The organism is Pseudactinotalea terrae (assembly GCF_009733845.1).
Taxonomy (GTDB): domain Bacteria; phylum Actinomycetota; class Actinomycetes; order Actinomycetales; family Beutenbergiaceae; genus Pseudactinotalea; species Pseudactinotalea terrae.
In genome coordinates, this window is the sequence record NZ_WNXZ01000006.1 from 243,614 (window position 1) to 269,013 (window position 25,400).

The window sequence follows — 25,400 nt, forward strand, 5'->3', positions numbered from 1 at the left end:
CTGCTGCCGGTCAGCTGCGCACGCTGTGCACGAGCTGGCGCTCGACGTGCGCCACGACGCCCGCGGCTGCCGCCACCACCTGCTGGTAGGCGATCTCGAAGTCGCGCCTGTCGCCGTAGTACGGGTCGGCGACCTCGAGGTCGTCCTCGGCGACCGACGCGGGGTCGAACGAGCGCAGCAGGTGGATCTTCGCGTGGGCGTCCTCGTCAGGGGCGAGGGAGTGCAGGGCGCGCAGGTGCCCGTTGTCGAGCGCCAGCACGAGGTCCACGCGTGCGAAGTGCTCCGGCGAGAAGACGCCCGCCCGGTGCTCGGCCAGGTCGAGCCCGTGGCTCTTGGCGACGGCGCAGGCGCGGTGGTCCGCACCCTCGCCCTCGTGCCAGCTTCCGGTCCCTGCTGAGCACACCGACACCTGGTCCGCGAGGCCGGCCAGGGCGAGCGCGTCCTGCAGGACGACCTCCCCGAGGGGTGAACGGCAGATGTTTCCGCTGCATACGACGCAGATCGAGTATTCCTCGGCCATGCGCGCCATTCTCACATCGTTGCGCCGGTGCTGATGTCCACAGGTGCGGGCTGATGTCCCCTTGTCCACAGCACCCCCCGGCGGGGCGGGCGAGCGGTCGACGGCGATCCCTAGCGTCGGGGCTCCGGGGATCGAGCAGGAGGAGGGCACGTGGGGCAGGCGGCAGTGGTCTCGGCGTTGGCGGACGAGGTCGAGGAGGTAGCGGGGGAGCTCCGCCGTGCCGTACCCGGTCACTGGACGGGCCGGGCGGCGCAGAGCTACCAGCGCAGTGCTGCGAACCTGGCCACGGGGGTGGGCGTCCACGCGGCGCGGATGCGCGGGCTGGCGCGGTTGCTGCACCAGCACGAGCAGGAAGCGGCGGCCATCCGCACCGCGCTCGCCGGTGGCGGGTCGGTGGCCGTATGAGTGGCGTCGGGCCGGTGATGGACGGCTCCCCGAGCGGCGGTGAAGAGCTCCGGTCCGAGCGGGAGCTCACGGTCTTCGGGCAGGGGATCGGGAGCTCGGTCGATGTCGACGTCAGCACGGATGACGTGCGCTCGTGCGCCGCACGGGTCCGCACGCTGGCGGGGCGGCTCCGTGAGCAGGCCCACCGCGTGCGGGTCACGTTGTACGCGGTCTCCTCGACGGCGCAGCTCACCGCGAGCGGTCCCGCTGCCATGTCCGAGGGCTGGTCTCTGGTGGGCGAGGGCGATCGGCGCGCGAGCGAGCTCGATGACCTCGCCGAGCGGCTGGAGGCGACCGCCCAACGGTACGAGGAGGTCGAGGCGGCCAACGAGGCGCGGATCTGGAGCATCCCGCGGCCGGCGTGGATCCCCGGGCCGCTGACCTGGGTGCACCTGGGTGCCGCGTGGCACGCAGGCGTGTGGGACGCGCTCATGCACGGGCAGGTGTTCCCCACGAGGCACGGGATCGGGATGCTGCTCGAGGAAGGGCTGTGGGCGTTCACCGGGATGGAGCAGCCGATCCCGCCGGTCACCCGGATGGTCGCGGACCTGGCCGGGCTGCTGGTCACGCACCGGGTGAGCGTGCGGCAGGTGAACCCGCCGGGGGTGGGCACTCTCGATACGCCGCCAGCCGCCGACGAGCACGCCGCGATCAGCGACCTCGAGGGGATCGTGCACGCGATCGACGGGCTCTACCCCGACAACGGCCTGGTCGAGCCGGGCACCGTGCGCATCGACCAGGTCGTCAGCGCCGAAGGCGCGGTGTCATGGTTGGTGCTGGTCCCGGGTACACAAGGCGACCTGGTGGGGGACCAACCGTTCGACTGGGCGGGTAACCCCGGTGCGATGATCGGCGACATGACCGGCGCTACCGCGATGGTCGTGCAGGCCATGCGGATGGCGGGGATCAGGCCCGGCCAGGACGTGGTCATCGCCGGCCACTCACAGGGCGGGATGGTCGCCCTCAACGCGGCGGGCGCCGTCGCCGAGGAGTACGACGTCAGCGGCGTGCTCACGCTCGGTGCGCCGGTCGGGCTGCTCGACGCACCCGAGGGCGCAGAGGTGCTCAGCATCGAGCACGTCGAGGACCCGACCCCCGGGGCCGACAACGCCGCGAACCCCGTGAGCGAGAGCTGGACGACGGTCGAGCGCACCCTCACCGACTCCGTGGACCCTGACACCTCCGGCGTATGGCACCCGGGTGGCTCCCATGACACGCCCACCTACGCCGACACGGCCGGCCTGGTCGATGCCTCCGACGAGGGCGCGGTGCTCGACTACCTCGACGTGGTCGCGCCGGTCCTCGACCCGACCGCCAGCGCCCTCAGCACCTACTACCAGGGCACCCGCACCGACTGACCCGGGGGGCTACCGCTTCTTGCGCTCGCCGTCGGGGAGGATGACCGACAGCACCAGCGAGATGATCGAGATGACCAGACCGGCCAGGACGGCCGTCCAGAAGCCGTCCACGACGAGCCCGAAGCTCGTGTAGCCCGTGATCCAGCTCGTCAGCATCAGCATCAGGGCGTTCACCACGAGGAAGAACAGGCCCAGCGTCAGCAGGTAGAGCGGGAACGCGATCACCTTGACGATCGGTTTCACGATCGCGTTGACAGCGGTGAAGATCGCGGCGACGACGGCGATCACGATGACCTGGTTGAGCACGGGCTGGGAGGTCTGGGGGGCATCGGAGCCGGCGACGACGTCCACGCCGCTGATCAACAGCGAGGTGAGCCAGATCGCGACACCGTTGATGAGGACCTTCACGAGGAAGCGCATGCCACGATCTTGCCATCCAGCCTCGGGCACCTGGACGCGCGAGGGTGCGCGGTTTCGTGCTGAGACATGGGGACGAACGGCATCGTGTTGAGAGCGAGAGGGCAGGGCGGGGTGGCATGCTGAGGGGATGGTGAAGGGCATGCCCGGACCGTCCGAGCTCGACGAGGCAGAGCAGCCTCCGGCAGCTCCGGAGCGGCCGTCCGTACGACTGCGCCCGGCGCTCGAGACGCTGCCGGCCTACGTCCCCGGCGCCTCGGGCGCGAGCCCGGGCGTGTTCAAGCTGTCCTCGAACGAGACGCCGTTCCCGCCGCTGCCCGCGGTGCTGTCCGCGATCTCGGACGCCGCCGAGGACGTGAACCGGTACCCGCTGATGTACGCCGACCGCGTGGTCGCGGAGATCGCGCGGCACCACGGCCAGGATCCCGAACGGGTGGTCGTGGGGAACGGGTCGGTCGCGGTGGCCGAGCTGCTGCTGCGTGCGATGTGCGAGCCGGGTGACGAGGTGGTCTACGCCTGGCGCTCGTTCGAGGCGTACCCGATCATCGTGCAGGTGGCCGGCGGGACCTCGGTGCAGGTGCCCAACACCCCCGACGGGCGGCACGACCTCGACGCGATGGCCGCCGCCATCACCGACCGCACCCGCGTGGTGATCGTGTGCACCCCGAACAACCCGACCGGGGCGGCGGTCACGCACGCCGAGCTCGTCGCGTTCCTCGAGAAGGTCCCGACCGACGTGATGGTGCTCCTCGACGAGGCGTACGCCCATTTCGTGCGCTCCGCGGACGCGATCGACTCGTTCTCCTTGTTGAGCGAGCACAAGAACCTCGTGATCATGCGGACGTTCGCCAAGGCCTACGGGCTCGCCGGCCTGCGCGTGGGGTACGCGGTCGCCCGCCGCCGGCTGGCCCGCACGTTGCGCACCGCCTCGACCCCTTTCGGGGTCAACGCGATCGCGCAGGCCGCCGCCGTCGCGGCCCTCGGCCAGGAGCGAGCGGTGCGCGAGCGGGTCGACGAGATCGTCGCCGAGCGCGAGCGGGTGGTGGCCGCGCTCCGCCGTCAGGGCTGGGACATCGGCGACCCGCAGGGCAACTTCTTCTGGCTCCCGCTCGGGGACGCCTCCGGCTCCTTCGCCGCCGACGCGCTCGAGGCCGGCGTCACCGTCCGCCCGTTCGCGGGCGATGGCGTCCGCATCAGCATCGGCGAGTCCGAGGCCAACGACATCGTCCTGACGCTCACGCAGAGGTGGGCATCGATCTCCGGCACCGACGCCGGCAGCACCCAGCGAGTTGGAGGATCCCTACAAGTCTGACCTCGACACGTCGTCGGGCACAACGACATAGAACCTACGCTCCCGTAGCCTACGCTGGCGTAGGTATGACATCCCGTCACCCTCAACACCCTCGAAGGAGACCGGAAGTGATCACCACCGACACAGGTGGGGAGACCCCCCACAGCACCGTCGGAGCGCACGAAGAGTCCGGTTCGCCGGACCACACCGTCCAGCTGCTCTCGCCGACCGGCGATCGGCTGGACGACGCGGTCTACTCGGCCCGCGCGGCCCATCTGGACCGCGCGGCGCTCGAGGACCTCTACCGCGACATGGCTCTGACCCGCCGCTTCGACAACGAGGCCACCTCGCTGCAGCGGCAGGGCGAGCTCGGGCTCTGGCCGCCGAGCCTCGGGCAGGAGGCGGCCCAGGTCGGCTCCGCCCGGGCTCTGCGCCCCCAGGACTTCGTGTTCCCCTCCTACCGCGAGCACGGCGTGGCGTGGGTCCGCGGCCTGGACATGCGCCGGCTGCTCGTCCTCTACCGCGGCCGCGACCACGGCGGCTGGGACGCCTACCAGCACAACTACAACGTGCCCACGCTCGTGATCGGTGCGCACACGCTGCACGCCACCGGCTACGGCATGGGCATCCAGCGCGACGGCGACATCGGCACCGGCGACCCCGACCGCGACCGGGCCGTCGTGGCGTACTTCGGCGACGGCGCCACCTCGCAGGGTGATGTCAGCGAGGCAATGGTCTTCGCCTCCGCCGCCTCGGTGCCGGTGGTGTTCTTCTGCCAGAACAACCAGTGGGCGATCTCGGTCCCGACCGCCAAGCAGAGCCGGATCCCGCTCGTGCACCGGGGCGAGGGCTTCGGCATCCCCTCGGTCCGGGTCGACGGCAACGACGTCATCGCCTGCTACGCCGTCATGGACGAGGCGCTCGAGCGTGCGCACAACGGTGGCGGCCCCACCTTCATCGAGGCCGTGACCTACCGGATGGGCGCCCACACCACCTCGGACGATCCCACCCGCTACCGCAGCCGTGCCGAGGAGGAGCACTGGCGCCAGCGCGATCCGATCGCCCGCCTGCGCATCCACCTGGAGAAGTCGGGCACGGCGCCCGAGTTCTTCGACCGCGTCGAGGCCGAGGCCGACCGGCTCGGCGAGGACACCCGCGCGTTCTGCCGCGCACTCGACAAGCCGGACCCGGAGTCGATGTTCGACCACGTGTACGCCACCTCGAACTCCCAGATCGAGCGCGAACGCGCATGGTTCCGTGACTACGAGGCCTCGTTCGACCAGGAGGCCCAGCGATGACCGAACGCATCGCGATGGCCAAGGCCATCAACCTCGGGCTGCGCCGCGCCATGGAGCGCGACAGCAAGGTCATGATCATGGGTGAGGACGTCGGCCCCCTCGGCGGCGTGTTCCGCGTGACCGACAGCCTGCAGAAGGACTTCGGGGACTCCCGTGTGGTCGACACCCCGCTCGCCGAGTCCGGGATCATCGGCACCGCGATCGGGCTCGCCTACGCCGGCTACCGCCCGGTCTGCGAGATCCAGTTCGACGGCTTCATCTTCCCGGCCTTCGACCAGATCACGACCCAGCTCGCCAAGGCGCGCTACCGCAGCGGTGGGCGGGTGAAGTTCCCGATCGTCATCCGCGTCCCCTACGGCGGCGGCATCGGCGCCGTCGAGCACCACAGCGAGTCGCCGGAGGCGCTGTTCGCGCACACGGCTGGCCTGCGCGTGATGAGCCCGGCGACGCCGTCGGACGCGTTCGCCATGATCCAGCAGGCGATCGCGAGCCCGGACCCGATCCTGTTCTTCGAGCCCAAGGCTCGGTACTGGGACAAGGAAGACGTGGACCTCCAGGCCGACGACGCGGCGCTGGGGCTGATCCCTGCTCCCGACGGCGCGGTGCCGGGTGTCGCGGGGCTGGAGCGCGCGCGTGTGCTCACCTCGGGCACGGAGGTGACGATCGCCGCGTACGGGCCGACCGTCAAGACCGCCCTCAGCGCGGCGCGCGTGGCCGGCGAGGAGGGGCGCAGCATCGAGGTCATCGACCTGCGCTCGATCTCGCCGCTCGACATCGACACGGTCGCGACCTCGGTCACCAAGACCGGTCGACTGGTCGTGGTGCACGAGGCGCCGACGTTCTTCGGCGCAGGCGCCGAGCTCGCGGCCGCCGTGACCGAGAAGTGCTTCTACTCGATGCAGGCGCCGGTGCTGCGGGTCGGTGGCTTCCACACCCCCTACCCGCCTGCGAACATCGAGGAGGAGTACCTGCCCAGCCTGGACCGGGTGCTCGACGCCGTCGACGCCACCCTCGCCTACTGAGCCCCGGAGAACACATGCCTGCGTATCAACCGTTCAACCTCCCCGATGTCGGGGAGGGCCTGACCGAGGCCGACATCGTCGAGTGGAAGGTGTCGCCCGGTGACACCGTGACCGTCAACCAGACGATCGTGGAGATCGAGACGGCGAAGTCCCTCGTGGAGCTGCCGAGCCCGTACGCGGGTGTGGTGCACGAGGTGCTGGCGGAGGTCGGCGCGAGCGTCGATGTCGGCAGCCCGATCATCGTGATCGACACCGACCCGGGCGGGGAGGCGGCTGCGCCGAGCGACTCCGGCGGCGAGGCCGAGACCAGCGGCGACGTGCTCGTCGGGTACGGCACGAAGGCGCCCAGCCAGGCCCGCCGCGCTCGCCGGCACGCGGGCACGACCGCCACGGCCGCGCCGGAGCAGCCACCCGCACCCGGACCCGAGCCCGAGCGGCTCGCGCCCGAGCCGGCCGTCGCAGCGCCGGAACCGGCGTCGCCGAGCGAGGCTGCGCCGTCGTCGGCCGTGCTGGCCAAGCCGCCGGTACGGAAGCTGGCCAAGGATCTGGGCGTGGACCTGTCCCGGCTCAAGGGCACCGGCCCGGGTGGCATCGTCACCCGCGAGGATGTCAACGCTGCGGTCGAGAACGAGCAGCCCGAGCGGCTGGTCGTCTACCCGGGCGACGACCGGCCGTGGCTCGACGGCGGCACCGTCTCGGCCGACGGGCGCACCACGCGCGTACCGGTGCGCAGCGTGCGCCGCCGCACCGCCGAGGCGATGGTGGCGAGCGCCTTCAGCGCCCCGCACGTCACGGTCATCACGGCCACCGACGTCACCAAGACGATGAAGCTCGTCAAGACGCTCCGCGAGGAGCGCGACTTCGCCGACGTCAGGGTCACGCCCACGCTGATCGCGGCGAAGGCGCTGATCCTGGCGATCCGGCGCCACCCGGAGATCAGCGCGGCGTGGGACGACGAGACCCAGGAGATCGTCTACAAGCACTACATCAACCTCGGTATCGCTGCCGCCACCCCGCGCGGGCTGGTGGTGCCGAACATCAAGGATGCGCACCGGCTCGGGCTGCACGATCTCGCGCTCGCGCTCAGCGAGCTCACCACGACCGCGCGCGCGGGGAGGACCACGCCCGCGGCGATGACCGGCGGCACCGTGACGATCACCAACATCGGCACCTTCGGCATCGACACCGGCACCCCGATCCTCAACCCGGGGGAGTCGGCGATCCTCGCCGTCGGCGCCATCACCAAGCGCCCCTGGGTGCACAAGAACAAGGTCAAGCCCCGCTGGGTCACCCGCCTCGCGCTCAGCTTCGACCACCGGCTGGTGGACGGCGAGCTGGGGAGCCGGGTGCTCCAGGACGTCGCTGCGACCCTCAACGATCCGGCCCGCGGGCTGGTCTGGGGCTGAGCCGCACGCGACGGACTCCCTCACGCGGCCAAGAGGTCGCTACCCGGTGAGCGGCGGCCCCGCCCGGCCACGCCCCGCACCCGGCCGCGGCCGCACACGCGGCCGCGGCTCCGCACCCGGCCGAGATCGTAGGTTTGCGGCGAGATCGTAGATCCAGATCTACGATCTCGCCGTCAATCTACGATCTCGACGGCGGTGGGGTGCGGGCGGCTACCGGTAGCGAGTGCCGTGCTACCAGTTCTGGCCGGAGCCGTTGCCGCCGCCGGAGGCCTGCTCCTCGGCGTCGGCGGACTGCTGAGCCTCCTCGTTGCGGGACTCGAGCTCCTCCTGCTGCGGGTCGGTCGACTGGCTCTCGCCACCGGAACCGGACTCGCTCGGGCTCTCGGACTCGCCCTCGCCGGAGCTCTCGCCGTCGGTGGGGGACTCGCCCTCGTCGGAGGACTCGCCGTCGGTGGGGGTCTCGGACTCGCCCGAGGACTCGCCGTCGGTGGGCTCCTCGCCCTCCTGCTCCTGCTGCTGTTGCTGCTCCTCGGCCTCGCCCTGGCTCTCCTCCTGGCGCTCCTCGGCCTCCTGGGCCTCCTCGCCGCCGTTGCCGCCACCCTCGCCGCAGTTGGACAGCATCTCCTGGGCCTGCGCGTAGTAGTCGGCCCCCATCGCGGGGTCGGAGGCGGCCATCGCCTCGTCGCCGAGCCCCTCGAGGGCGAGCGAGTAGTTGGTGCGCACGTCGCACTCTTCCTTGGCCGGCGGCTCGCCCTGAGGTGCCTTGGGCACCAGGTCGAGCGCGACGGCGAGGTGCTGGGTGGACTGGAAGAACTGACCGCTGGCGTAGACCGCCGTGCCCTGGTTGAAGTGCGCCTTCCAGGGCTCGATGACGTTGAAGAACTCCAACGACTCGAACCGGTCGGCGGCCGTGTTGTAGTTCGCGTGGTCGTAGGCCGAGCTGCCGGCCATGTTGACCGCCACGGCCGAGAGCAGCTTGAGCGCCGCGAGGAGAGCGATCAGCATCAGCGGCGCCGACCACAGCAGCAGCCGCTTGCGCTTGGTCCGAAGCTCCTCCGCGAACTTCGCGTCGCGGATCTCCTCGGTCGTCTTGAACTCCCCTGGCGGCGGCAGGATGTCGAGGGACATCGCTAGCCTCCCTTCCCGCTCATGGCCATGGCCCGGTGCCGGTCACGGCGCTGCGGCTCGCTGTCGCGCTTGCGCTTGGGAACCTCGCGGGAGAGGTTCCAGGCCTCCCACGCGAGCAGCAGCCCGAGCAGCACGGCCGCAGGCCAGTACACGTCGGTATATGTCGTCAGGTCGCGCCGTCCGTCGTCGGCGATGGCCTGCAGGTCGATGTCCTCGACGAGAGCGCCGAGATCGTCCGGGGCGATCCTGTGCGAGTACTGCACGCCGAGCTGGTCGGCGACCGTGCGCAGCGCGGTCTCGTCGATGCGGGAGATCGCGTCGGCGCCGCCCTCGTCGGTGATGTACGGGGCGTCGGTGCCGTAGCCGGAGCTGTCGGTGCCGTCGTAGCTGCGCATGCGGCCACCCTCGGCGGTGCCGTAGCCGAGCACGGCGCCGCCGTCGATGAGCGGGGCGAGATCGGCGAACGACGCGAAGCCGTCACCGGCGTCGGAGTTCGACCCGTTGGTGTTCTCGCCGTCGGACATGAAGAAGACGAGGCGCACGTTCGAGGGGTTGCGCTCCTCGGCGGCCTCCAGCGTGGTCCGCAGCTGATCGAGCGGACGGTCGATCGAGGACCCGGCCGAGTAGGCCGTGATCTCCTGGTGCACCGTGTCGGCCCACGAGCGGACCGCCCGCGAGTCGGTCGTCAGCGGCAGCTGCCGCGTCGACTGGGAGTCGAACGCGATGATCGCGTACCTGGACCCGGGCAGCTCCTGCGTGAGCGCGACCATGTCGTTCGCGACGCCGTGCAGGCGGGGCTCGCTGCCGTTCCAGTCCTCGGCCGCCATCGATCCGGTCCTGTCGACGACGAAGTACAGCTCGGCGTTCGAGACCAGCCCGTCGTTCTCCGTGCTCGGGATCGCGGGGCACAGGCCGATGACTGCCACGCACGCGACCATCGCGGTGCGGCGCACCCAGTCGAGTCGCCGCTCACCTCGGGAGGCGCGCAGCTGCCACACGCAGAGCACGAGCAGCGGTACGAAGACCGCGATCATCGCCCACAAGGGCCAGAGCATCCGCAGGGTCATGTCTTGATCCTCCAGACCGCCAGCACGTAGAGGGCGACGGCGACCACCAGCCAGGCGAAGTAGCGCTCGGGTCTGTCGGTGATCACCACATCGGCATCGGCATCGAGATCGACCGCCTGCTGCGCGGCGATCTGGTCGACGACCTGCGACACCAGATCCGGGTCCGAGGCCTCGAAGAAGAGCCCGTCATGACCCTCGACGACGTCGCGATACTCCTTCTCCTCGGCGGCCGAGGAGGAGGTGGACTCGCCTGCGTAGATACCGAACAGCGAGATCTCCCGCTCCGCGACGAAGTCACCTGCCTCGGGCAGCGTGTAGACGGGGTTCCCCAACAGCTGGTTGTCGGTCGCGAGGATGATCGACCGCGACCGCTCGGTCTCCTTCTCGTCGAACATCAGCGCACAGGTGGCCAGGCCGTCGCCCACGAGCGAGGACTCGTCGTCACCCATGCCGGTGGTGCCGGTGAGGTACTCGATCAGCCGGTCGTAGTGAGCGGGGTCGAAGGACCAGTCGCTGAGCGAGTCGACGTCGAAGTCGAGCACGTCAGCGGCGTACCGGAGCTCCTCCTCGACCAGCTGGTAGTCGTCGGTGAGCGGGAACACCGTACGGGAGGTCGAGTTCCAGATCGACAGCGCGATGCGTTCGCCCTGGAACGAGGGGAGCAGCTCCAGGAACCTCTCGACCACCTCGGTGTCGAACTCCAGCATCGACCCGGACACGTCGAGGCACAGCACGATGTCGCGGGTGGCCAGCTCCTCCGAGCGGACCTGCCGATCGACGGGGCGGGATGCGAGCAGACCGGTCGCGACCGTGGTGCCGAGCAGCACCACCGCGACGAGGGACAGCAGCAGCTTGTAGCGCGACAGCCGCGACTTGAACGACGGGAGCGTGGGCAGGTAGCCCGCGTTCGCCACCCACGTGACGTTGCGGCGCTCGCTCTTGGGTCGGCGGGCGAACCAGCCGATGACGCCGAGCACGATCACGACGCCGATGACCACCCACAGCGCCCAGCCGTGCATGTAGTGGTTCACCACTGCTCGACCACCGCCCGCGCGTTGGTGGTCGCTGCCAGCGCCTCGGCGTCGGAGTCGACGGCGAAGGCCGGCTCCTCGTACTCGCTCAGCAACGCAGCCAACCTGTCGGTGCCCGCGATCTTGGCGATCTCGTCCACGGTCAGCGAGCTGGTGTCCATGCGCAGCCGCCCGTTGGCGAACTCACGCATGATGTGGTTGAGGTCCAGGTGCAGGGTCCGCAGGTCGGTGCTGCCCTCACGGTAGGCGTCCTCCGCCTTCGCGATGTCGGCCAGCGTGCGCTGCCGCAGCCCGGAGAACCGGTCGCCGCGGCCGCCCTTGTCCTCGTAGGGGCGCGCGCGGGTGTACCAGAGCACCCACCAGAGCCAGCCACCGATGAGCACGAGCAGGGCACCACCGACGATCGGCACCCAGGTGGCGTACGCCGCGGGCGCGACCGGGTCATGGACCTCCACGGCCCACACCGGTGCGAGATCAGCCGCGAACACGCTTCTGCCTTCTCAACAGGTCGATCAAGGCGTCGATCAGCTGGTCCTCACTGGTGGCGGTGACCGCCTCGACACCCCGGCGCCGCAGCAGCGCCGTGGCATCCTGGCGGCGCCGCAGGGCGTACTCCTGCGCCTCGGTCACCAGGTCTTTGCGGGAGCGGAGGAAGGCGGGGATGTCGAGCGGGGTGTCGACGTCGTCGATCACCTCGTCGGGGTCGTCGGTAGGGAGTCGGTCGGCGATCTGCACGACCATCACCTCGTGGCGGGTGCGCAGGCGCTTGAGCGCCAGCTCGTGCTCGGGCTCGGGGCGTGCCTCGTCGGTGATGATCACCACGAGCGACTTCCGCGTGAACCACGTGAGCACGCGGTCCAGCACCCGGTTGAGGTTGCTCGGCGGTGCCTCGAGGTCGAACATCGCCTCGACGCGGCGCAGCAGCATCTCCATGTGCGAGCCACCGCCGCGCGCGGGGATCTGCACGGTCCGCTCGTCGTCGCCCGCGACCAGGGCCACCAGGTCACCACGGTTGCGGGCGAGGTAGCAGATGATCTCGGCGGCGAAGACCGCCAGCGAGGCCTTGGTGGCGCCGTCGGGCGCGGTGGCGGCCATGTTGCGGCCGGTGTCGACGGCGATCACCATCGCCACGTTGGAGTCGCGCACGAACCGGCGGATCACCGGCTGCCCGACCGAGGCCGTGGCCTTCCAGTCGATGTCGGAGACGTCATCGCCGAACTGGTAGAGCGCCATCTCGTCGAAGTCCTGGCCGTGGCCGGAGTAGATCGACCGGTGCCGGCCCTCGAGCAGCCCGGACGCGCGGCGAACCGTCGGCAGGTCCAGGCGAGCCCGGATCTTGGCGAGTCGAGATGTGGACGATGCCATCGGTGCTCCCTTCGCTGTCGTCGGTGCCGGTCCGGGGCGGATCAGGGGCTCGGGACGGCCGCGAACACGGCGTCCACGAGCGCCTCGGGCGCCACGTTGTTGGCGAGTGCGTCGTAGGTGCGAACGATGCGGTGCCGCAGCACCGAGTGCCTCAACGCCTTCACGTCGTCGGGAACCACGTAGGAGCGGCCGGACTGCACCGCGAGCGCCTGCGCGACCCGCATCAGCGCGATGCCACCACGAGGGGAGGCGCCCACCCGGACGTGCTGGTTGAGGTTCGGCAGCGGCCGCGGGCCGCCGCCGCGCGAGGTGTTGATGATCGCGACGATGTACTGCTTGATCGATGTGTCGACGTACACCTTCTGCACGAGCTGCTGCAGGAACTCGACGTCGCTCAGTGCGATCGGCGAGACCGTCAGCGGTGCCGTCATCGACCCGTCGTTGATGCGCACGAGGATGTCCACCTCCTCGTCCGGTGCCGGGTAGGTGAGCACCTCCTTCATGAGGAACCGGTCCATCTGGGCCTCGGGCAGCACGTAGGTGCCCTCTTCCTCGATGGGGTTCTGGGTGGCCAGCACCATGAAGGGCTTGGGCAGCGGGAAGACCTCGCCACCGATCGAGGTCTGCTTCTCCTGCATCGCCTCGAGCATCGCCGACTGCGTCTTCGCGCTCGACCGGTTGATCTCGTCCAGCAGCACGAGGTTCGCGTGGACCGGGCCGAGCTGCGTGGTGAACTCACCCGTGGCCTGGTTGTAGATCTGGGTGCCGACGATGTCGTTCGGCATCAGGTCGGGAGTGCACTGGATGCGGTGGAACGAACCGCTGACCGAGGAGGCCAAGGTCTGCGCCGCCGTCGTCTTGGCCAGCCCGGGGACCGACTCCAGCAGCACGTGACCGCCGGCGAGGAGCGAGCTGACCAGCGCCGTGCGCAAGCCCTGCTGACCGACGATCCGCTGATCGAACACTCGCGCGACCCGCGAGAGCAGCTCGGTGGCACGCCGGGAGTCGTCGTAGGAGATCGGCGAGGTCTGCGGTGCCAGGCTCGAAGAGGTGGTGGACATGTCTCCCACTCGTGGGTCGCGGGTTGTGTGCGGGCGTGGTCTCTGGCAGTCGGCGGAGTGCCGGCATCGGGCCAGGTTCGAGTTCGCGGGACCCGGCGATTATGCCCCACGAGGCTTGGCGCACTCTCAGGGCGGCGGGGGAGAACTTCCCCTGGCCGGACGAACCACCCTGGAGGCGATCACCCCGGCTTCGCCCTCCGTTCACCCTGGCTCGGCTGGTGCGCGCTCATCGGGTCCCGAATGCTAGATGTCGCAGTGGCGTTGCCCGGGGGGGCGGGACCGCTCATGGGGAGGGGCGTGTACGCCCGAGCGGTCTGGCCGCGCCGCTGCTAGCGGGATATCTTGGACGTTCAACCGACGTGGGGCGTCGGTACGGTGCCTCTGCAAGGGCAGCCGGATGCGTGCTCGTCGAATCGCTCGCACGCCAGGGCCCTGTTGCTTGTCGAGACGATCACTGAGAGGTGATAGCAGAGGTGTCTCAGGGGGTGCGGCATGCGCAGGGGGGCAGCAGCGATGCCGAGCAGCGACTGGTACGGCCACGCCTGGTCCGGCGGATGTCCTCGGCGCTCGCCTCGGGCATCGCCCTGATCAGCGGGCCGCACGGTTCAGGGAAGACGACGCTCGCAAGCAGCTGGGCGCGCGGAGCCGGGGTCGAGCTGTCGTGGTTCGAGGGCAGGCCCGACGAGGATGCTGCCGCGCTGGAGCGCCTGAGCGCCCGGCTGCAGGGCGAGCCCGGCGCTGTCGCCGCCGCACTGCGCGGACCGGCGTCGAGCGATGGTGAGACCCTCGAGGCGTTGACGGGGCTGCGGCATCGTCATCCTGGTCTTCGGCTCGTGCTGATCCGCGGGCTCGGTGCCTCCCTCGCCGCCAGCGGCTCGCCCGTGCCGCCCGGCTCGGTCATCACCGCGCGCACGCTCGCCTTCACGCGGCCCGAGGTCATGCAGCTGGCTGAGCTCGTCGGCGCCCAGGTCGACGACGACACGGCCCGACGGGTGCTCGCCCACACCGGTGGGTACGCGCTCGCCGTGGACACGGTCGTGCGACAGCTACCGAGCACCGGCCGGCTCACTCCGGAGCTGCTGGAGGAGACCACCGACCTGCTGACCGGAGTCGTGGCCGAGGGCGTGCGCGACTACGCGATCTCGGCGGTGGGCTGGCAGCGCATGCTGCACACGGCGGTGCCGGAATCACTGTCGATGGCCCAGCTGGCCTGGATCTGGGACACGGATGAACCCGAGGTGGTGCTCAGCCTGCTGGAGGGCGCGGGCATGCTGCAGATCCTGACCGGGGCGGGCGAGGAGCCGCGGCTGGCGCTGGTGCCGGCACTGCGGGCCGGGCTGCGGCGTCGCGCTCAGGTCGAGATGTCGAGGTCGCGGCTGCGTTCGGTCGTCCTCGAGACAGCCACCTGGCTCGAGGAGCACGGCGACCTCGAGCGCGCCGCCCGGCTGCTGCAGGAGCACGGGCACACGGATGCGCTCGCCGGCTGGGTGCACCGGCACTGGCTGGACCTTCCCTTCCTGCCCATCGGTCGCACCGCTGACCTGTTGCGCTCCTTGGCGAGCAGCGATCGTGCCGACGGACGCGTGCTGGTCGCGCACGCCCGGATGCTGACCGACGTCCTCCAGGACGGGCACGACGGCCAGCTGCGCAGCGCGGATCTTCGCCGGGCTGAGGTCGACATCGAGGCCGCGAGCATCGCGCTCCCGCAGGACGGCGCCGAGGCCCTTCGTGCGGCGATCGCGGGTGTGAAGGCGGTCCTGGCCCGCACGCGCGGTGAGCACGACCGCGCGCTGGCGTTGCACCAGGAGGCGATCGCCACCGTGCCCGCGGAGCACGGTCAGCGCCTCGCGCCGTCGCTGCACGCCCAGGCGGGCCTGACGGCGCTGGGGCTCGGGGACCTGTCGAGCGCGGCGCACGAGCTCGCTCGCGCCCAAGACCTCCTCGCCGCCGACGCCTCGTCCTACCTCAGCGCGCTGGTGCGCGAGCTGGAGCGCCTGGTCGCCGGCTACCTCGGCGCGCTCCACCCCAGCGACGACGGTGGGCCGCTGGACGAGGAGCTCTCCGGGTCCATGCCGGGATGGGTGCGCGCGCTCGCAGACGGTTCGAGACTGATCGCCCAGCTCGACGTCGCCGGCGCCTGGGAGGCCCTCGGTCGGCTTCCCGTCGCGACCGGTGCGGAGGATCCGCCGGTGCTGCTCGTGCTCCGGGCGCAGGCGGAGGCGATGGCCCACCTGCTGTCGGGGTCGCCGTCGGCGGGTCTGGGCTCGCTCGATGTGATCGAGGCACTGCTGCACGAGCGGGTGCTCTCCCCGTTCGAGGCCACGATCCTGCGGAACACCCGGGCCGAGCTGCTGGTCGCCGTCGGCGAGCCCGAGGTCGCGCTCGCCGTGCTCGAGGAGGCGGGGCCACCGGGCGGTCTCGTCGCCACGCTCGTCCGCTGCCTCGTGCTGCTCGCGCTGGATCGCGCTTCGGATGCCGCCGAGCTGATGGAGCCGCTGCTGCCGTCATCGTCGACGTGGGCGTCGACCTACCCGACCTGGATGCTGGTGATGGCGTCCCTGGTGCTCGACGAGGTGGGCGAGCAGGACCGCGCATCGGTGCTGCTCAGCAGGGGTGTGGCCATCGCCTCGCGATCCGGCGCCATGCTGCCGTTCGCCCGCCAGGGAGCCACCCGGATGGCGCAGCTGATCGACCGGGCGCGCGAGCTGCGGCTCGACCCGGCCTCCCAGACCCTCCTCGACGCGCTCGACGTCGCCAAGGAACGGATGAGGCTCGCCACGGTGCAGGCACGGCTGTCCGACCGCGAGCTCGTCGTGCTGGAGCGGTTGCGTGAGGCCGCTGCCACGAGGCGGCTCGCGGCGCTGCTGCACGTCTCTCCGAACACCGTCAAGAGCCAGCTGCAGAGCATCTATCGCAAGCTCGGCGTCAGCACCCGTGTGGAGGCGCTGCGGGCAGCCAGCCTGCTGGGGCTCTTCGACGAGAGCTCCCCCGGCTGACGAGCGCGATGCTGCCCAGCGGCACGGATACCCTCTAGCAGTGACGACCGCGCCCTCGGAGCCCCGCGTCCGGGCGCTCCCACAGCTGTGGCCGTGGCTGGCCGCGGGCATCCCGATAGCGCTCCTGGGCGCCCTCGTCGGCGTCGCGATCACGGGAGCGAGCGCGCCGACTCTCGTCGGAGACCCGGGAGCCTTCGTCCGTTGGGCGACCCCCGTGCTCGGGATCCTCCTCCAGGTCGCTCAGGCGCTCACCCTGGGCGGGCTCGTGATGCTCGCCTTCGTCCTCCCGCGTGGACAGGCGAAGAAGGACGACGGCGGAGCCTGGCGGTTCGTCCGCACCGTCACCTCGATCGCCGGTCCGGTGTGGGCGCTGCTCGCGGTGCTCGACATCGTCCTCGGGTACGCGCTGGTCGCGGGCCGCCCGATCGGTGGCGAGGGCTTCGGCGACGAGCTCGGGTTCTACGTGTCCGAGATCTCCACCGGCCGGGCGCAGCTGGTTACGGCGGTGATGGCGGCCGTGCTCGCGACCGTGTGCGCTGCGGTGTCCGGCTACCGCACCGCGCTGCTGGCGCTGGTCCTCGGGGTCGGGGTGCTGATCCCGGTCGCGACCCAGGGACACGCAGCCGGCACGTTCAACCACGAGCTCGGCATGAACGGCATCTTCGGCCACGTCCTCGGAGCGGCCGTGTGGACCGGGGGCCTGGCCGTGCTCGCGCTCACCGGGAGCCGGCTCGGGAAGGCGGCTCCCGCCGTCGCTGCGAGGTTCTCGTCGATCGCGGTGTGGTGCTTCGCGATCGTGGCGGTCTCGGGCACGGCGAGCGCCTGGATCCGGGTGGGGTCACCGGCCGCGCTCGGGACCCGCTACGGCATGGTGCTGGTGGCGAAGATCGTGCTGCTGGCCATCCTGGGTGCGGCGGGCTGGTGGCACCGCCGCCGCACGATCGCGAACCTGCGCGAGGGCCGGGGCTTCACGTTCTGGCGGTTGATCGGCGTCGAGGTCGCCCTGGTGGGGCTCGCCAGCGGGCTCGGCGTGGCGCTCGCGGGCAGTGAGCCGCCGATCGAGCAGGAGCCCGCCGGTGTGCTCTCGCCGACCGAGCTGCTCTCGGAACGACCGTCGCCCCCGACGCCCACCCCCGAGGCGATCCTTACCGCGTTCTACCCCGACCTGTTCTTCGGGTTCATCGCCGTCGCGATGCTCGTGGTCTACCTGGGCTGGGTGCTGCGGCTGCGGCGCCGCGGCGACGCGTGGCCCATCGGGCGCACCGTGGCCTGGGTGGGCGGCACGCTCGTGCTCGCCTACCTCGTGCTCGGCGCGCCCGCCGTGTACGGGCACGTGATGCTCAGCGTGCACATGGCTGCGCACATGGCCTACGTGATGGTGGTGCCGATCCTGCTGGTGATCTCCGCGCCGGTGACGCTCGCGCTGCGAGCCTTGCCGGCCCGCTCCGACGGCTCCCGCGGCCCACGCGAGTGGCTCCTCGGCCTCGTGCACTCCCGGTGGGGGCGGCTGGTCGCGAACCCGGTGGTGGCGGCGTTCGTGTTCATCGGCACGATGGTGCTCTTCTACTTCTCGCCGCTGCTCTACCTCGCCTCGACGACCCACCTCGGGCACATCGGCATGATCGTGCACTTCGTGCTGAGCGGGTACCTGTTCGTCAACGGGCTGATCGGCGTGGACCCCGGGCCGAAACGCCCCGGCTACCCGATGCGGCTGCTGCTGCTGTTCGCGACGATGGCCGCCCACGCGTTCTTCGGCGTCGCGATCACCACCATGACCGAGCTGCTCGCTGCCGACTACTTCGGCGCACTCGGTCTGCCGTGGGGCGTGGACGCGCTCGCCGACCAGCGCGCCGCCGGCGAGATCGCCTGGGGCATCGGAGAGATCCCCTCGCTCATGGTGGCCGTGCTGCTCGCGATCAGCTGGTCTCGTGACGACGCCCGCACCGCCCGGCGCAAGGACCGCTCCGCCGACCGCGACGGCGATGCCGAGCTCTCGGCGTACAACGAGATGCTGGCCGGGCTCGCGGAGAAGAACAGCAGGTAGTGGTCTCCGCCTAGCGATCCCGGGAGCGCTCGGTGCGGCCGTGCTCGGCAGGCGGCGTGCCCGCGGCATCCTTCATCGCCGCCAGGCGTGAGCGGCGGCGGGCGAGCTGGCACATGACCTCGGGGGAGAGGTCGAGATCGTCGTCGTCGAGGATCTGGTCGGGCATGTCCGGTTCTCCTTCGGCACGGCTGTTCTCTCATGGCTCAGGAGTGCGGGGCCATGCCGCTGATACATCACCGTCCCCGGATGGTAGGAACGACCTATGACATCGCCTGAGAGCACCGATCCCGCGACCCCGTTCCACGACCTCGACGCGTACATCGGGCTGCCGCGGCTCGGCTCGCTCGCGCTGTCGCCGGACGGGCGCCGCCTCGTGACGGGTGTCAGCACGCTCGACCCCAAGAGCACCGGGTACGTCACCGCGCTCTGGGAGATCGACCCCGACGGCGGTGCGCCGGCCCGGCGGCTCACACGGGGTGCCAAGGGCGAGAGCCAGGCCACCTTCACGACCGCCGGTGACCTGCTGTTCGTGGCGAAGCGACCGCACGGCGACGTCGCCGAGGACAAGGCGAAGCCCGCCGTGTGGGTGCTGCCCGCAGGCGGCGGTGAGGCGCGCGTGCTGGCCGAGCGGCCCGGTGGTGTCTCGTCGGTCAAGGCGGCCCGGGCCGGTGCCACGGTCCTGGTGAGCGCAGGCACGCTCCCGAGCGCGACCGACGTCGAGAGCGAGCAGCGGCTGCGCGACCTGCGCTCGGACAAGAAGGTCGCCGCGATCCTGCACTCCGGGTACCCGATCCGGTACTGGGACCACGACCTGGGGCCCGACGCGCCCCGGCTGTTCGCGGCTGAGCTGACCGACTCCGACGACGCGCTGGAGCTGCGCGACCTGACACCGGACGTCGGTGCCGGCCTCGTCGAGGCGGGTCAGGACCTCAGCGCCGACGGCGGCACGATCGTCAGCAGCCTCAACCTGCCGCAGGCTCGCGGTGCCGTGCGCTCGGTGCTCGTCTCCATCGACGTGGCCACCGGTGACCGGACCACGATCGTGGACGACCCCGACGCCGAGGTGGCGGGCGCTCGCATCAGCCCCGACGGCACCCAGATCGCCTACCTCCGCGAGAGCATCAGCACGCCGGAGCAGGCGCCCGAGATCACGCTCTGGCTCGCCGCCATCGACGGCTCCGACCAGCGCAGGATCGCGACCGGCTGGGACCGCTGGCCCGCCGGGATCGTCTGGCTGCCTGGCTCCGACGCCCTGCTCGTGATCGCCGACGACGACGGTCGCTCGCGGGTCTTCCGCGCGCCGCTGGACGGCGGCGACCCGGTGGCCCTCACGAGTGACGACGCCGCGTACTCCGACGTCGTCGTCAGTCCCGAGGGCGACGTGGCCTACGCGCTCCGCAGCTCCTACGCCTTCCCGGCCGAGCCGGTTCGGATCGACCTGAGCAGCGGTGAGGTGACCGCGCTCCGCGGCCCCGTGGAGCGGCCTGCGCTGCCAGGCACGCTGCGTGAGGTCGAGACCACCGCACCCGACGGCACCCGGGTGCGCTCATGGCTCGCGCTGCCCGAGGGGGCGTCGGCACAGCAGCAGGCGCCGCTGCTGCTGTGGATCCACGGCGGCCCGCTCGGCTCGTGGAACGCCTGGTCGTGGCGGTGGTGCCCCTGGCTGCTGGTCGCTCAGGGCTACGCGGTGCTGCTGCCGGACCCGGCGCTCTCGACCGGGTACGGGCAGGACTTCATCCAGCGCGGTTGGGGCGCCTGGGGCGGCGCGCCGTTCATCGACCTCATGGCTGCGACCGATGCCGCCGAGCAGCTCCCGGAGATCGACGAGCGCCGCACCGCCGCGATGGGTGGCTCGTTCGGCGGCTACATGGCGAACTGGGTGGCCGGGCACACCGACCGCTTCCAGGCGATCGTCACGCACGCGAGCCTGTGGGCTCTCGACGGGTTCGGCGGCACCACCGACGCCGCCTACTACTGGGCCCGCGAGATGACCGCGGAGATGGCGGAGGAGAACTCCCCGCACCGGTTCGTGGGCGACATCCGCACCCCGATGCTCGTGATCCACGGCGACAAGGACTACCGCGTGCCGATCGGCGAGGGCCTGCGGCTCTGGTACGAGCTGCTCTCGGCCTCCGGTCTGCCCGCGGGCGAGGACGGCAGCACCGTGCACCGGTTCCTCTACTTCCCGGACGAGAACCACTGGGTCCTCACGCCGCAGCACGCCAAGGTCTGGTACCAGGTCGTCTCCGCCTACCTTGCCGAGCACGTCCTCGGCGAGGACCCGACCTATCCGGAGAGCCTCGGCTGACCGACGGCTGATCTCACCTCACATCGAGACGTCGGTGCCGTCGAGGACGAGGTCGATGCCGGTCTGCGTCACCACCAGCTCGGTGAGCTCGATACCCTCCGGCAGCATCTCGAGGTCGACGGCCACCGTGCCGAGCAGCGCGCTGAGATCGATCGGGATGTCGGAGGCGCTCACGGTGACGCCGCCGAGCTCCAGCCGGTCGACATCGATCGTGATGGTGCGCGGCGCCGGCACGAGCACGACGTACGCAGCCATCTCGACGCCGAGCAGGGAGGCGACGGCGGCGATCTCGCCGTCGAGCAGCCTCAGCTCGACGCCCTCGGGCAGGTCGACACGGCGCTGGATGGCCGTGAGCACGGTCTCGACCGGCACGGTTCCGGTGGCGTGCACGGAGTCGATGCTGCCGGACCCGCGGATCGGGACGCCGCTGACGACCACGGTGACGTCGTTGATCGTGAGCCCGTCGACCGTGGCCGAGGGCGCGGTCAGCGTGAGCTCTGAGAGCGTGCCGGAGATCAGCTGCGGGGTGGCGAACCGGCCGCCGAGCTCGGCATCGAGGTCGGCGTCGAGCTCAGGAAGCTCCGCGAGCACCGCCGTCTCGACGCGGCTCTCGATCTGTGACCGGACGACCTTGTCGCCCAGGTAGCCCGCGCCGGCGAGCAGCCCGAGTGCGATGACCACCGCGATGAAGGACCGCACCCCCTGGCGCTTCTTCCTGCGGCTCACGTCAGCCTCTGCTCCCCGAGGAACGTGAGCGTGCGCTCCCACGCGAGCGCCGAGGCCTCGGCGTGGTGGAACTCCGGGCGGGTGTTGTCGAAGGCGTGGCCCGCGCCGGGGTAGAGGTGGAACTCGACGCCCGCACGGGTCACGGCATCGCGGATCGTCTCGACCACCGGCATCGGGATGTAGTCGTCGGCCTCGCCGAAGTGGTGCAGCGAGGGGGCGGTGACCTGCGGCGCGAGCTCGAGCAGGTTCGGCAGCGCGCTGCCGTAGAAGGACACGAGCGCATCCACCGGCTCGATCGCCGCCACGTTGAACGCCACGCCACCGCCGTAGCAGAACCCGACCAGCATCACCGGGCCCCGCACCTCGGGCGCGGAGCGCAGGTGTCGCAGCGCGGCTGCCGTGTCAGCGACCGCGTGCTCCCACGGCAGGGCGCTCATCCGCCCCATCGCCTGCTGGAGCAGATCGGGGGCGGACTCGTCGAGCTCGGGCAGCCCGAGCCGCCAGTACAGGTCCGGCACATGCACCACGTATCCGGCGGCGGCCAGATCCGCCACGCGGTCGCGCATGTACGGCGAGACCCCGAAGATCTCCTGGACCAGCACGATGCCCGGCCCTTCCCCCGACGGTGGCAACCACACATGGACAGGGAGGCTCCCGCCGTCGACGTCGATGTCGATGACGGAGCTCGCTTCGTTGGTCATGCTCGCGAGCGTAGCCGGGTCAGGCGGCCCCGACCGCGCGGAGCACGAAGTCCTCCGTGGCGGCCACGGCATGCTCCTGGCCTTCCTCCTCGCGGAGCCGGCTGCGGCCGGTGAGGCAGGCGTGCACGAGCGGCACCACGACGTCGACGTCCTGATCCGGCAGGCGACCGGCGGCGATGCCATCGGCGAGGATCTCGCGCAGCAGCATCTCGACCTCGCGGACGTGCTCGCGCAGGCGTGCCACGGTGTCGTGCGAGACGATCGAGCGCAGGTCCGGGCCAGGAGCCGGGTGATAGGTGGTCGTGAGGGCCATCTGCTGGCGGATGTAGACCCGGAGGCGCTCCTCCGGGTCGGTGACGCCGTCGAGCGCTTCGCGCAGGTCCACGAGGAACTGGCCCGTCTCGTGCTCGATGTAGCCGATCAGGAGGGATTCCTTGTCGGCGAAGTGGTTGTAGACAGACGTGCGGCCCACCCCCGCCTCGGCTGCGATGTCCGACATCGTGAGGGTGTCGAACCCCGAGGCGTCCATCAGCCTCGCGAGCGCGCTGAACAGCCGGGTCCGGACCTGCAACCGGTGCTCGGCGAGCGTGGAGCCGATGATCTTGGGCACCCTGGCATCCTGTCACGTCGTGACGTTTGCCGCGAATCTGTCGGTATGTGTGCAGCGTCTCATCGAGGCGGTGCGACCGGTCGTCCCGGGGCTCAGCGAGCCATCGCGGCGGCGACCACCTCGACGATGGGAAGGTCGGCGTCGAGCCAGGGAACCGAGTAGAGCTCGTCGACGGCGAGCCAGCGGAGCGCGTCATGGTCCAGCAGCGGTGCGGGCTCACGGTCGACCGTGGCGAACCACAGCCGCATCCAGTAGCCCCGGGTGATCGGCCAGTCACCGCCGTCGGGTGGCAGGACAAGCGCACCCAGCGTTGCGGTGACGCCCAGCTCCTCGGCGAGCTCGCGGTGAAGCGCGTCCACCTCGTCCTCGCCGGGCTCCACCTTGCCGCCGGGGAACTCCCAGCGGCCCGCGAGCGACTTCGGCGCGCTTCGCTGCGCGCCGAGCAGCCGGGTGGGGCGGCGGAGGTCGTCGACGATCGCGGCGGCGACGACCAGGGGCTTGCTCACCGACCGAGCCTATCGGCGCGAAGCCAGGTGGCCCGGCGGTGGGCTCGTGACTGTTCCCACAGGCTGTGTCCAGGGCTGTGAGTAGTTCATCGGGTGTTCATGTGGTGGCCCCGCGGCAGCCATCGAGGGGCGCCGGTGGCGCGGTCTCGGCGATGGTTGTCCACAAATTTGGTGCACAGGGGTGTGGACGACTGGTGTTCCCGCAGGTGGAGCTGTGGACCGCCCTGTGTGTCAACTGGGGATAAAAACTGGGTCGACGAACCCTCTTGCGGCCCCCGCGAGGCCCTACTAGAACTAAGCCATCGAGATCGACCAGTCGATCACGAAGGTGGGGTGAAGGCCCCTCCAGATGCGGTTCCGGCGTTGAGCTGGACCTCGCTCGGGAGACCGAGAGATGGTTCCGGGGAGCTGGACCGTGACCGGAGGTGGCGGCACTCCGTCCGACGTGTCGAGACCTCGGACCGGGAGACCGGATCGAGGTTGGATGAGGACAACGGGGAGACCCGGACCGATTCCCGATGGATGATCACGAGACCGATCGGACACCGATGGTGACTGGATCAGAAGGGCTCCGGCCCCGACGACCCGGGTGGCGAGGATGACGCCCGATTCACCGAACGGCCCGGGCGGTTCAGTTCGACAGACGGCCACCCGCTCCGGCGGGGGACCAGAAGACCCTCGGGTCCTCGGGTCGCGGCCGGTGGGCTCATCCCTCGACCACCAGCTCTGAAGAACGAAGCAAGGCCCCTCGGACGCCTACTCCGAGGGGCCTTCGCTTTGCTCGAGCACGAGTGTGCCCGGGCATGTGCCGCACGCAGCGGAAGACACGCCGTCGACCCCTTAGTCTGAGCGGGTGATCGAGCTCAAGACCCCCTCCGAGATCGAGGCGATGCGACCGGCCGGCCGGTTCGTCGCCGATGTGCTGACCGCGCTGAAGGAGAAGGCCGCGGTGGGGGTCAACCTGCTCGAGCTCGACGAGCTCGCGCACGACATGATCCGCAGAGCCGGCGCCACCTCGTGCTACATCGACTACCACCCGTCGTTCGGCGCGAGCCCGTTCGGGAAGGTGCTGTGCACGTCGGTCAACGACGCGGTGCTGCACGGACTGCCGCACGACTACGCCCTCGAGGACGGCGATCTGCTCTCGGTCGACTTCGCCGTCAGCGTGAACGGCTGGGTGGCGGACTCGGCGCTGAGCGTCGTCGTCGGCACGCCTCGCGAGGAGGACCTCGAGGTCATCGCCGCCACCGAGGAGGCGCTGGTCAAGGGCATCGAGGCCGCGGTGGTCGGCAACAAGATCGGTGACATCGCGGCCGCGATCGGCGCGGTCGCCTCCGAGCACGGCTGGGGTGTCAACACCGACTTCGGCGGTCACGGCGTCGGTCGCACGATGCACGGCGAGCCGCACATCCCCAACGCGGGGCGCGCCGGGCGAGGTCTGCCGCTGCGACCCGGCCTCGTGATCGCGATCGAGCCGTGGTTCATGCTCGGGACCGACCGGATCTACACCGACCCCGACGGCTGGACGCTGCGCAGCCAGGACGGCTCCCGGGGCGCGCACTCCGAGCACACGATCGCCGTCACCCACGACGGCCCGATCGTGCTCACGGCCCGGGACTGACCCGGAGCGCTCAGTCCTGGGCCAGTCGGGCCGGGAAGCCGCCGGTCGCGATCGGGCCCCACCGGTCGATGGTGATCCGGATCAGCGTCTTCGCCTGCGTGCGCATGGCCTCGCGGTACTCGTCCCAGTCGGGGTGCTCGCCGGAGATGCAGCGGTAGTACTCGACCAAGGGCTCGACCGAGTCGGGCGGGTCGATGACCTCGGCGGTGCCGTCGAGCTGGACCCAGGCGTCGCCGAAGCTGTCGGAGAGCACGCAGACCGACGTCGTCGGGTTCTTGCGGAGGTTCGTCGCCTTCGCCCGGTCCGGGTAGGTGGAGATCACCACCTGACCCTCGGCGGACAGGCCCATGGTCACGGGCGAGAGCTGCGCACCGCCGTCGGACCGGGTGGTCATGAGGATGCCGTGGTGACGCGGCCGCACGAACTCCTCCATGGCGGCGCGGTCGACGCGGGTGCTGGTGGCGATCTGTCGAGGCATGT

At 70.8% G+C, this 25,400-nt stretch carries 24 protein-coding genes; 10 read left to right on the forward strand and 14 right to left on the reverse strand.

The window, feature by feature from the left end; genetic code table 11:
- Nucleotides 1-10: 10 nt before the first annotated feature.
- A complete protein-coding gene (locus GPA03_RS18160; RefSeq protein WP_156253460.1) occupies nucleotides 11-520 on the reverse strand; it encodes a low molecular weight protein-tyrosine-phosphatase in 510 nt (169 codons plus the stop codon).
- Between the two features lie 150 nt (nucleotides 521-670).
- Here GPA03_RS18160 and GPA03_RS18165 point away from each other — a divergent pair, with 150 nt between their 5' ends.
- Nucleotides 671-925: a hypothetical protein gene (locus GPA03_RS18165; RefSeq protein WP_156253461.1), complete on the forward strand. Its 255-nt coding sequence runs from the start codon at nucleotides 671-673 to the stop codon at nucleotides 923-925.
- A complete protein-coding gene (locus GPA03_RS18170) occupies nucleotides 922-2,322 on the forward strand; it encodes an alpha/beta fold hydrolase (protein ID WP_156253462.1) in 1,401 nt (466 codons plus the stop codon). The genes GPA03_RS18165 and GPA03_RS18170 overlap by 4 nt, the downstream gene beginning before the upstream one ends.
- Before the next feature lie 9 nt (nucleotides 2,323-2,331).
- On the opposite strand, the gene GPA03_RS18175 is transcribed toward GPA03_RS18170, so the two are convergent.
- Complete coding sequence (locus tag GPA03_RS18175; protein ID WP_156253463.1) at nucleotides 2,332-2,742, reverse strand: phage holin family protein; 411 nt, start codon at nucleotides 2,740-2,742, stop codon at nucleotides 2,332-2,334.
- Between the two features lie 139 nt (nucleotides 2,743-2,881).
- Between GPA03_RS18175 and hisC the strand changes: the two genes are divergently transcribed.
- The 4 genes from hisC to GPA03_RS18195 all read left to right on the forward strand — a co-directional run bounded on the left by hisC (nucleotide 2,882) and on the right by GPA03_RS18195 (nucleotide 7,756).
- Complete coding sequence (gene hisC, locus GPA03_RS18180; RefSeq protein ID WP_156253464.1) at nucleotides 2,882-4,051, forward strand: histidinol-phosphate transaminase; 1,170 nt, start codon at nucleotides 2,882-2,884, stop codon at nucleotides 4,049-4,051.
- A 107-nt stretch (nucleotides 4,052-4,158) separates the two neighbouring features.
- The gene (pdhA, locus tag GPA03_RS18185; RefSeq protein WP_421958432.1) at nucleotides 4,159-5,328 is read left to right on the forward strand and encodes a pyruvate dehydrogenase (acetyl-transferring) E1 component subunit alpha; all 1,170 of its coding nucleotides are present in this window, start codon (nucleotides 4,159-4,161) and stop codon (nucleotides 5,326-5,328) included.
- Nucleotides 5,325-6,350 (forward strand): alpha-ketoacid dehydrogenase subunit beta, encoded by a 1,026-nt coding sequence (locus GPA03_RS18190; protein WP_156253466.1) that lies wholly within the window; start codon nucleotides 5,325-5,327, stop codon nucleotides 6,348-6,350. The genes pdhA and GPA03_RS18190 overlap by 4 nt, the downstream gene beginning before the upstream one ends.
- A 14-nt stretch (nucleotides 6,351-6,364) precedes the next feature.
- On the forward strand, nucleotides 6,365-7,756 hold the full coding sequence (locus GPA03_RS18195) for a dihydrolipoamide acetyltransferase family protein (protein WP_156253467.1): 1,392 nt from the start codon (nucleotides 6,365-6,367) through the stop codon (nucleotides 7,754-7,756).
- Between the two features lie 231 nt (nucleotides 7,757-7,987).
- On the opposite strand, the gene GPA03_RS18200 is transcribed toward GPA03_RS18195, so the two are convergent.
- Genes GPA03_RS18200 through GPA03_RS18225 form a run of 6 tightly spaced genes read right to left on the reverse strand, consistent with a single transcriptional unit; the run spans nucleotide 7,988 to nucleotide 13,408 of the window.
- Nucleotides 7,988-8,884, reverse strand: coding sequence for a hypothetical protein (locus tag GPA03_RS18200; RefSeq protein ID WP_156253468.1), 897 nt, complete (start codon nucleotides 8,882-8,884; stop codon nucleotides 7,988-7,990).
- A gap of 2 nt (nucleotides 8,885-8,886) precedes the next feature.
- Complete coding sequence (locus tag GPA03_RS18205; protein ID WP_156253469.1) at nucleotides 8,887-9,951, reverse strand: vWA domain-containing protein; 1,065 nt, start codon at nucleotides 9,949-9,951, stop codon at nucleotides 8,887-8,889.
- Nucleotides 9,948-10,982, reverse strand: coding sequence for a vWA domain-containing protein (locus tag GPA03_RS18210; protein WP_156253470.1), 1,035 nt, complete (start codon nucleotides 10,980-10,982; stop codon nucleotides 9,948-9,950). The genes GPA03_RS18205 and GPA03_RS18210 overlap by 4 nt, the downstream gene beginning before the upstream one ends.
- Complete coding sequence (locus GPA03_RS18215; protein ID WP_156253471.1) at nucleotides 10,979-11,470, reverse strand: hypothetical protein; 492 nt, start codon at nucleotides 11,468-11,470, stop codon at nucleotides 10,979-10,981. The genes GPA03_RS18210 and GPA03_RS18215 overlap by 4 nt, the downstream gene beginning before the upstream one ends.
- Complete coding sequence (locus tag GPA03_RS18220) at nucleotides 11,457-12,347, reverse strand: DUF58 domain-containing protein (RefSeq protein WP_156253472.1); 891 nt, start codon at nucleotides 12,345-12,347, stop codon at nucleotides 11,457-11,459. Before GPA03_RS18220 ends, GPA03_RS18215 begins: the two co-directional genes overlap by 14 nt.
- Before the next feature lie 41 nt (nucleotides 12,348-12,388).
- The gene (locus tag GPA03_RS18225; RefSeq protein WP_156253473.1) at nucleotides 12,389-13,408 is read right to left on the reverse strand and encodes an AAA family ATPase; all 1,020 of its coding nucleotides are present in this window, start codon (nucleotides 13,406-13,408) and stop codon (nucleotides 12,389-12,391) included.
- A gap of 485 nt (nucleotides 13,409-13,893) precedes the next feature.
- Between GPA03_RS18225 and GPA03_RS18230 the strand changes: the two genes are divergently transcribed.
- Entirely contained in the window at nucleotides 13,894-16,404 is a 2,511-nt protein-coding gene (locus tag GPA03_RS18230; protein ID WP_156253474.1) for a helix-turn-helix transcriptional regulator, read from the forward strand.
- Between the two features lie 40 nt (nucleotides 16,405-16,444).
- On the forward strand, nucleotides 16,445-18,448 hold the full coding sequence (locus GPA03_RS18235) for a bifunctional copper resistance protein CopD/cytochrome c oxidase assembly protein (protein ID WP_156253475.1): 2,004 nt from the start codon (nucleotides 16,445-16,447) through the stop codon (nucleotides 18,446-18,448).
- Nucleotides 18,449-18,458: 10 nt separating this feature from the next.
- On the opposite strand, the gene GPA03_RS18240 is transcribed toward GPA03_RS18235, so the two are convergent.
- On the reverse strand, nucleotides 18,459-18,614 hold the full coding sequence (locus tag GPA03_RS18240) for a hypothetical protein (RefSeq protein WP_156253476.1): 156 nt from the start codon (nucleotides 18,612-18,614) through the stop codon (nucleotides 18,459-18,461).
- Nucleotides 18,615-18,710: 96 nt separating this feature from the next.
- Here GPA03_RS18240 and GPA03_RS18245 point away from each other — a divergent pair, with 96 nt between their 5' ends.
- Nucleotides 18,711-20,756, forward strand: a complete 2,046-nt coding sequence (locus GPA03_RS18245) for a S9 family peptidase (RefSeq protein ID WP_156253477.1) — start codon at nucleotides 18,711-18,713, stop codon at nucleotides 20,754-20,756.
- Between the two features lie 18 nt (nucleotides 20,757-20,774).
- Here the strand turns inward: GPA03_RS18245 and GPA03_RS18250 are convergent, their stop codons facing one another.
- The 4 genes from GPA03_RS18250 to GPA03_RS18265 all read right to left on the reverse strand — a co-directional run bounded on the left by GPA03_RS18250 (nucleotide 20,775) and on the right by GPA03_RS18265 (nucleotide 23,299).
- Entirely contained in the window at nucleotides 20,775-21,482 is a 708-nt protein-coding gene (locus GPA03_RS18250) for an LmeA family phospholipid-binding protein (RefSeq protein WP_162458424.1), read from the reverse strand.
- Nucleotides 21,479-22,183 carry a dienelactone hydrolase family protein gene (locus tag GPA03_RS18255; protein ID WP_156253479.1) on the reverse strand — a complete coding sequence of 235 codons (705 nt, stop codon included), beginning with the start codon at nucleotides 22,181-22,183 and terminating at the stop codon, nucleotides 21,479-21,481. The genes GPA03_RS18250 and GPA03_RS18255 overlap by 4 nt, the downstream gene beginning before the upstream one ends.
- 19 nt (nucleotides 22,184-22,202) lie before the next feature.
- Nucleotides 22,203-22,793 (reverse strand): TetR/AcrR family transcriptional regulator, encoded by a 591-nt coding sequence (locus GPA03_RS18260; protein WP_156253480.1) that lies wholly within the window; start codon nucleotides 22,791-22,793, stop codon nucleotides 22,203-22,205.
- 92 nt (nucleotides 22,794-22,885) lie between these two features.
- Nucleotides 22,886-23,299, reverse strand: coding sequence for a (deoxy)nucleoside triphosphate pyrophosphohydrolase (locus GPA03_RS18265; RefSeq protein WP_156253481.1), 414 nt, complete (start codon nucleotides 23,297-23,299; stop codon nucleotides 22,886-22,888).
- An 853-nt stretch (nucleotides 23,300-24,152) separates the two neighbouring features.
- Between GPA03_RS18265 and map the strand changes: the two genes are divergently transcribed.
- Nucleotides 24,153-24,920 (forward strand): type I methionyl aminopeptidase, encoded by a 768-nt coding sequence (gene map / locus GPA03_RS18270; protein WP_156253482.1) that lies wholly within the window; start codon nucleotides 24,153-24,155, stop codon nucleotides 24,918-24,920.
- A gap of 10 nt (nucleotides 24,921-24,930) precedes the next feature.
- Here the strand turns inward: map and GPA03_RS18275 are convergent, their stop codons facing one another.
- Nucleotides 24,931-25,398, reverse strand: a complete 468-nt coding sequence (locus GPA03_RS18275; RefSeq protein ID WP_156253483.1) for a PPOX class F420-dependent oxidoreductase — start codon at nucleotides 25,396-25,398, stop codon at nucleotides 24,931-24,933.
- Nucleotides 25,399-25,400: the final 2 nt, after the last annotated feature.